This window comes from Colwellia sp. KS18-150 (genome assembly GCF_057551365.1).
In genome coordinates, this window is record NZ_BAAJMC010000032.1 from 20,566 (window position 1) to 29,264 (window position 8,699).

The 8,699-nt window shown below is 38.2% G+C and carries 4 protein-coding genes; 3 read left to right on the forward strand and 1 reads right to left on the reverse strand.

Going from position 1 to position 8,699, the window contains the following annotated elements; genetic code table 11:
- Positions 1-55 precede the first annotated feature (55 nt).
- The gene (pgi, locus tag AC27IF_RS19615; RefSeq protein ID WP_487056044.1) at positions 56-1,696 is read right to left on the reverse strand and encodes a glucose-6-phosphate isomerase; all 1,641 of its coding nucleotides are present in this window, start codon (positions 1,694-1,696) and stop codon (positions 56-58) included.
- A gap of 224 nt (positions 1,697-1,920) precedes the next feature.
- Between pgi and AC27IF_RS19620 the strand changes: the two genes are divergently transcribed.
- The 3 genes from AC27IF_RS19620 (at position 1,921) to AC27IF_RS19630 (ending at position 8,639) form a co-directional block, all read left to right on the forward strand.
- A complete protein-coding gene (locus AC27IF_RS19620) occupies positions 1,921-4,317 on the forward strand; it encodes a glycosyl hydrolase (RefSeq protein WP_487056045.1) in 2,397 nt (798 codons plus the stop codon).
- A 126-nt stretch (positions 4,318-4,443) separates the two neighbouring features.
- On the forward strand, positions 4,444-7,575 hold the full coding sequence (locus AC27IF_RS19625) for a TonB-dependent receptor (RefSeq protein WP_487056046.1): 3,132 nt from the start codon (positions 4,444-4,446) through the stop codon (positions 7,573-7,575).
- Positions 7,576-7,664: 89 nt separating this feature from the next.
- Positions 7,665-8,639 (forward strand): sugar phosphate isomerase/epimerase family protein, encoded by a 975-nt coding sequence (locus AC27IF_RS19630; protein ID WP_487056047.1) that lies wholly within the window; start codon positions 7,665-7,667, stop codon positions 8,637-8,639.
- Positions 8,640-8,699 lie beyond the last annotated feature (60 nt).

An 8,699-nucleotide genomic window follows, 5' to 3' on the forward strand; every position in this document is an offset into this window, starting at 1 on the left:
GATTTAGAGATCGCAAAATTGAAACGATCTCTATGAATCAAACATTTAGAATTCTTTATAAATTATGTTTATAGAAATTAATTAAACCGGCTGTTGAGCTATCAAGTGACTCATTTATCTCAGTTGATTCAAGCTCTGTCTCAATTTTATTAGCTAAACTTTTTCCTAACTCAACACCCCATTGATCAAATGAACATATTTGTAAAATAATACCTTGAACAAAAATTTTGTGTTCGTACAAAGCAATTAAACTGCCAATAGTTCTAGGTGAAATTTGTTTCATTAATATGCTGTTTGTAGGACGGTTTCCCTTATGAACTTTATGTGGAGCTACTTTGTCAATGTAATCAGATTGTCTTCCTTTAGCTTTCAAATCAGCTCGAACTTGATCCTCGTTTACTCCTTGCATTAAGGCTTGTGTTTGAGCGAAATAGTTAGCAATTAAGGTCTGATGGTGTCCTTTTACAGGAGTAAGACTCTGAACGGACCCAATAAAATCAGCAGGGACTATATTGTTGCTTTGATGTAAGTATTGGTAAAAAGCATGTTGACCATTTATACCTACTTCACCCCAAATAGTTGGTACAGTTGGATAGTCAATTTCACTACCATCCCATGTTACAGACTTACCATTACTCTCCATTTCAGCTTGTTGCATATAAGCTGAAAGCATGTGTAAAGATTGATCATAAGGTAGAATTGCTTGTGATTGTGAACCTAAAAATGTGCAGTTCCATACACTAAGTAAAGCTAAGATAACTGGCGCATTTTGATTTAGTGGAGCATCACAAAAGTGGTTGTCGATCTCATGAGCTCCCTCTAATAACTCAATAAACTTCTCAAAACCTAAATCTAAAGCAATAGGTAAACCAATGGCCGACCATAAGGAGAATCGACCACCTACCCAATCCCACATATCAAAAATATTATCTTCATCAATACCAAAAGAGGTAGCATTTTCTTTATTTGCACTGACGGCAACAAAATGTTTTGCTACAGCTTTATCGTCAAAAGAAGAAGACGTTAGCCACTTTACCGCAGTGCGAGCGTTTGTCATAGTTTCGGTAGTAGTAAATGTTTTACTGGATATTATGAATAAAACGTTTTCAGGGTTTAATGGCCTAAGTACATCGGCAATTTGAGTGCCGTCAACATTTGAAACATAGTGCACTTTTAAACTGCTATCACTATATGTTTTCAAGGCTTCGGTTACCATTTGAGGGCCAAGGTTTGAGCCGCCGACACCAATACTTACAATATCTGTAATACGTTTACCTGAATATCCTAACCATTTTCCTTGACGAACTTGTTCAGTGAAGGTTTTCATTTTTACAAGAGCACTTTCAACTTGGGCGGTAATATTTTGACCTTCAACTATTAGAGGAGACGAAGTTCGATTCCTTAACGCAGTATGCAGTACAGCTCTATTTTCTGTTTTATTAATGAATTCTCCACTAAACATCTTCTCACGCCATGCTTCTAGGTCACATTCTTTAGCTAAGTCTATTAAATTATTAAAAATCTCTTTAGTTATGAGGTTTTTAGAAAAATCTAACAAGAAAGCAGGTAATTGAATAGAGAATGTGTCAAAACGCTCCGAGTCCTCAGAAAACAAATCATTCATATGGGTATTTTTTATACTGTTAACAGACTCTAGAAGTATTTGCCAGCTAGCTAGTTGTGTACGAGATTTCATGAACTATCCTCAACATGTTTTGAAATTAATTTTAAATAACTATTCTATTTTAAGTTGTAAAAATAAATAAAATCATTTAGATTAGTTTTGTATTGTACCGGTTCACCTTTGTTATTTAAAGATGTACTGGTATTTTATTTAGATGTAGGTGAACCGGTTCAGTTATTGTAAGGTAAAATCCACAAATAATTTATAACAAAAAATGGGGATACACGAGGTGTACTATGAATAATAAACTTAATTTAAGAGCTGTTGGTACGATACTACTAGCCACAACATTATCAGGGGGGCTTGCCGGTTGTGTTGAAGAGAAATCATTAAATATAGAAACCGTAGAGTATACTCCAGAACATAGACCTTTAGGGATTATTGCTGGAGACGGTAATGAATTTCAAGTAGGAGCACAGGCTTCTTTGCAAGGTCGTTTAATCGGTACAACAACAGGGCAAACTATCCTTTGGTCTCAAAAAAGTGGTACTGCTATTGAAGGGGTTGAAGATTGGACTCAACCGAATATTTCATTTACCGCACCAATGGTTGATGGAGTTGAAGCCCTAGTATTTGAAATTACAGGATACGAAAGTGATGGTAGTATTGCTGTGGATGAAGATGGCGCAGCCTTGATTGCTGAAACGACCATAACAATCTATGATCCTGACGCTAGACTTATTTACGAAATTGAAGATCCTACTTATGCTGTATTAAAGGGAGTTGAGGCGGTAACTCAAGGTCACGATAAGTATATTTCAGGAGCCAGAGGCGATAGCCATACTGCTGATATGACAGCAGGGGCAACGGTTGAATATACCATACATTCTGACGAAGAAAAATTTGTTTCACTTTATGCCAGCATAGCTTCTCCTTACAGCGCTAAAGGTGCAAAAGTATCGGTAAATGGCGTTGGTTATGAATTTACGGCAACTGAAGCAGGGTTTACTGAATATAGAATTGGAGTTATTCAATTAAACGCAGGTGATAACATTATTGAAGTTGGTGGTGGTTGGAATTACTACCGTGTCGATTATATTATGACCTTACCAGCGGCAGAGCCAGATGGCCCCGAGGCTGTGATAACATCACTTGTTAACGACAATGCTACTCAAGAAGCAAAAGACTTAATGTCGTTACTTCAAGAAAATTACGGCATGTCAACCTTTACAGGACAAACTGAATTTCCAAGCAAAGTAGGGGATGTATTTCCATTAACAGAATACAATAAAATTGTTGCTGCAACAGGTGATGATGCCCCAGCAATTGTTGCTTTTGATTTCATGGATTACTCAGTTACGTCGACGACCGATTCAACAGGGCTAACAGAGTCAATTATTGCTGAGCAAGATGCAAAAAATATTATTGTATCTATATTACATCACTGGCGCGCACCAAGTGGTAACCCAAGCTCACCCGGTAGTTTTTATTCGGATAGTAATAGGCCAGGTGAAGGAAGTACTTTTGACCTTGCAGCTGCGTTAGCTGATACAAATAGTGCGGAATATGGTGAATTATTAAATGATATTGATATTGTTTCCACTGAATTGCAAAAGCTAGAAGATGCGGGAGTACCAGTACTATGGCGACCATTACATGAAGCAGAAGGTACATGGTTCTGGTGGGGGGCAGCTGGTCCTGAAGCATTAAAAACATTATGGATCTTAATGTATGAGCGCATGACTACAATTCATGGTTTAGATAATTTAATTTGGGTATTTACCCATACTAAATCATTAAGTGAAGATTGGTACCCAGGTGATAACTATGTTGATATTGTTGGTTACGATGGCTATGCCGATCCGAAAAATGATGCCAGCGCTACCTTTACTAGCCAATATGCAACCTTAAAAAATCGCCATGATGGTGAAAAATTAGTGGCATTAACGGAAACAGGTACTATTCCAAATGTAGCTACTATGCATGAACAAGAAGCTTGGTGGTCATTCTTTATTACTTGGAATTCTGAAACTTGGAATAGTAGTTCTCTAATTGGTCCTGATGGCGTTACTGATTCGGCAACGATTGACGCTAATTATTCTTTTGACGGTGTGCTGAATCTTGAGGATATTCCAGGTGGTACAAATACCCCTATAGGTGACTCTGACCCCGTAGATGAACCTGGCCCAGTAGTTATTGATCCAAATTGTGCTACAGCAGCAGATACGCCAAGAGTTGAACCAGGTGCTTATCAAGGTTTCTGTGTTGCCGGTGACGTTGCCGGGTTTGAATTACAAAATAATTGGGGAGCTGTGGACGGTATTCAACTATCGCAAGACTGGGCTGCTGATGGTGAATATTCATTAGCGGGTACCCTTCAGCCAACAGGTCACGATATTGCGTTACAGACATATCCTACTATTTCACTAGGCGATGTAACGACTTTAAGGATAACTGCATATGTTAAAAATGCGGGTGATGCAGTTACTGGAACCGTGTTTATTAAGGATAGTGACTGGGCATGGAATGATGGCGGCGCTGTTAACATGACTGATGGTGTAGCTGTTGAGCTGACGATTGATATATCTGCATTTGCCGGTTTGGATATTAAAGGGTTGGGTGTTGTGTTTAAAGGAGCTGATGCCGAAGAGCTTAACGCACAGTTCCATATTGATAAAATTTTATTTGAATAATAAATAATAAATAATTACTTATTAATTAATAAGTAACAAATAAAAGTGATGGAATTATGGGGGGATATCCTCGATATCAACTCCATAGCCATCACATTGTTTAATCTGATGTAAAGAGGAATGAATATGTCTTCCAATAGTAAAGAATTTAAAAAGAGTTTACTGTCTGCCAGTATCGTAGCCGGTATATTAATAAGTGCAGCACCAGTATTTGCTGCAGAAGAAGCTACAGCAAAAGTACAAAATGACGAAGAAGATATGGAGGTAATTCAGGTTACCGGTATTCGTGGTTCGTTAATTGAAGCCATGAACACAAAACGTTTTGCTGGAAGTGTTGTAGATTCTATTTCAGCGACAGATATCGGTAAGCTACCAGATGCAACAGTTGCGGATTCATTGCAGCGTATTTCTGGTATTCAAATTACCCGCTCCGCAGGTGAAGGGGCAACAGTAAATATACGTGGCCAAAGTAATATTGCTACAACATTAAATGGTGAGCAAATGCTGAGCGCGGGTAGTATTACCAATGTGCAAGCTAACTTTACTGATGTACCATCTACTATGTTGTCTGGCGCAGATGTTTATAAGTCATCAATGGCTAAAAATGTCGTAAGTGGCTTAGGTGGAACTATCGATTTAAGGTCTAATCGCCCTTTTATGCTTAAAGATGGTTGGACTGCGATAGGTAATGTTGACGTTACACAAGGTTCTTTAGGTGACGAAACTGATAGTTCGGCTTCTGCATTTATTGGCTTTAACAACGAAAGTGACTTTGGTTTTACGCTCAATATTTCGAAATCAGATAGCCACTTAGCCGATTATACCAATGGTTCACAAGGTGGTAATCCAGGTAAGTGGGGCGGATGGTCATTTATTGCGACCGAAGCGAGTAATTTTGTTGAAGATAATATTGATGTAAACGGTGATGGTGACTTTAATGACTCTTATTATAGCTTCCAAGGCCACCAAGCAGGTAGCAAATTCATCGATCGTGACCGAACTGGGGTAAATGCTGCTATTCAGTATCAAATTACTGACGAGTGGAGAGTCACGGGCGATGTTTTTTATACTAAATTAGATGAATATGAATACTCTAACGCGTTAACGGCAAGTCAAGCGTGGACTGGGGTTACCGGTTGGTATACGCCTGGAAATGTAACTGAATATCCGCAAATTACCCGTGATGGCGATGAGTTTATTATCGGTGAAGGTAATTTGTATACCGTACAAACCGCTGATTACCAAGCAAGAGCCATAAGAGCGCAATCAAGTACAACTGTTAATGAAAAAGAAGCGTTAAATACTAACGTAGAGTTATCTTATGATAATGGGGATGCACTAACGTTAAATTTCCGTTGGGCTCACGGTGAAGCTAATGGCGATAGAACAAACAGCACTGCAGACTCCTTTATAACAGATGGCTCTCAAATTGGTGATACTTACCATGGCCCAGGTGGTGCATTTATCAGTAATGCCAATCCATGGGGGTATGCTGGGGTTCCTGCTCACTTGCCTGACGGTACCGAAGCTGGCGATTTCACTCAAATACCTGTGAGTATTAATTATGCCAACGGTACACAGAATTGGGCATTTGACGATGTTATTCTTGAAGATGGTTCTACAGAGAAATTTGGTAGTAATTTAAATCGCTATAGCAATAAATCAAGTAACCTAAATGGTACCTATAGTAATGCTGAACTAGATATACTCCGCATTGATGGCTCTTATGAATTCGATTTTGACTCAAAATGGTTAGAGATGTTTTCTTCTGTTGATTTTGGCTTACGTCATGGTAAGCGTGTAGTTACAAAACAAGGTTGGTATGGCGGTATAGCGCGTACCAATGAATATGGCGATGCCTTTTTAGCACGTTGGGCAGATTCAGCAACAGATGCACCCGTAACAGGTGAATCGTATGTTGAACCTATTTCATTTACTGAGTTGAATGAAAAAGGCATGGTTAAAGGTGTTACTGACTTTCATGGTACTAGTGGTTTAGGTACCATATATTTTATTGACAATAATGCGGTGAAAGATCCTATTGCTTGGCATGAAGAAATTTATGGTACTAATGTTTTAGTACCAGATGCGGCTAACATGTATGAAGTAGAGGAAACCACTAAAACGGCTTATTTTCAATTTAATTTAGATGGTGAAATAGCTGGTTTATCTTATACGGCGAATATTGGTGCGCGATACATTGAAACAGAATTTGATATATTACAAAGTGAAGCATTAGTAGGAACCGTTGCTGAATTTAATGGCCAAGAATATTTAATTGGACCAGGTATTCGACAACCGGTTGGCGTACAAAAAACTACTATTAACGAGTATACAGATTTTTTACCTGCAATTAATGTCGCCCTTAATTTAACCGAAGAGCAAATCTTAAGATTTTCGTATACTGAGACTATTTCGACTCAAGATACTAATAATTTAGCTGGTGGTTTAAGTGTTAATCGAGTGAAAACATGTGAGCTTAAAACTCCGTCCGGCGAGACTATTTTTTGTGCTACGGGTGGCTCACAAGGAGGGAATCCTAACTTAAAACCTTATCGTAATGATAATGCTGAAATGTCTTATGAATGGTATTTCAGTGATACCGGCTTGTTTAGTGTTGGTGCATTTATCGTGAAAGGTAATACACAATCAATTTCAGGAGATGTACTACGTGATGACATTACTGATAGTGATGGTGTTGTTCGTGGTTATGATATCTCAACAAAAACACAAACTGGTTTTGTACCGATTAATTCAAGAGAGAATTTTGATGCATCTGGTAAATGGAGTGATCCTGGTTTTGAAGTTGGATATCAGCAAGGTTTTGATTTCCTACCGGGATTTTGGAGTGGGTTTGGTGTAACGACTAATTATACATATACACCCGAAGGTGATGGTGACAGTCGTGATTACTATGGCGATACTTTACCAAGTATAGGTAGCTCTAAACATCAAACTAACGTACAGCTATGGTGGGAAAAGGATGAGTGGTCAGTACGTGTTGCTCAGAATTATCGCAGTAAAATGCTTCAAAGCATAAAAACAGACGGAGGTTATAGTTTTGCATATTATACTGAGCCAACAAACTTTATTGATGCTTCTGTTCTTTATGACGTAAATGATAATGTAACCTTAAGTTTACGTGGTTCTAATCTTACTGAGGAAGTGCAAACAAACTATCATCAATGGGATTCACATGTTGATGGCCGTGTTTATGCTGAGCGTCGTTTAACTTTAGGTGTACGAGTTAATATGTAAGCCAACGTTTATATAGGTAAAAAAGCCCATTAACAATGGGCTTTTTTACCTAAAGCTCTTATTGAATCCCCTACAATGCGGAGAAAAACTTGTTAAAATCATTTTCAACGAGTTTGTTTTTACCGGATTTAACTACACATGTTAGTCAAAGTTTAAATACAGTAAAAATCGAAAAAACCTTATTTGATATTGCCTTATCACAATGGTCATTCCATCGCGCTATTTTTGGCAATAGCCGTGATAATTACCCTTGGTATCTAAAAGCACTACATTCAGAGCCAGATCTAGTACTTAAAGGAGAGATGGATCCTCGACAAATTACAGAACAAGCAAGAAAGCTAGGTGTTAATCAAGTTGATTTAGCCAATACCTTATGGTTTGGTCATGCTAACGATACACCTTGGTTAAATGAGTTTAAAGCTAGAGCCAAAAATGATGGTATTAGTTTTAAATTATTAATGTGTGGTGAGATGGGGAGTATAGGTAGTAGTAAAAAAGAACGGCGTCAACAAGCTATAGAAAACCACTTGCCTTGGTTTAACGCTGCAGCAGAGCTAGGTTGTAGTCAAATTCGTGTTAACGCTTATGGTGATGGTACTTATTTAGCGCAATTGCAGCAAAATTCGGAAAGCTTGCAAGTATTAGGTGAACTAGGCCATCAATATCAATTGGAAGTTTTGGTGGAAAACCATGGCCATGCTTCTAATAATGGGGCTTGGTTGGCAATGCTAATGGAAATGACTAACCATAAAAATGTCGGTGTTTTTGCGGATTTAGACAACTTTTTTCTGGGAGGCTGGAATACTTCACCGCCACGACTTTACGATCGAACACAAGGTATAATTGATCTTGCACCGTATACTCGGGGTGTTAGTGCTAAAGCACATCACTTTACTGCGCAAGGCCAAGAATCAACCATAGCTTATGCACAATTATTAAAAATATTAGTAGATAAAGGCTTTAAAGGAACTGTAAGTGCTGAGTTTGAGGGAAATCATATGACTGAGTTTTCGGGCAGTAAGGCAACGATTAAACTATTAAAGTCAATGCAGTACCAACTGTAGCGTTCAGTTAAATTAAATGTACCATGCTAAAAACTATTAAGGCCTCACTTTTGTAAGGTT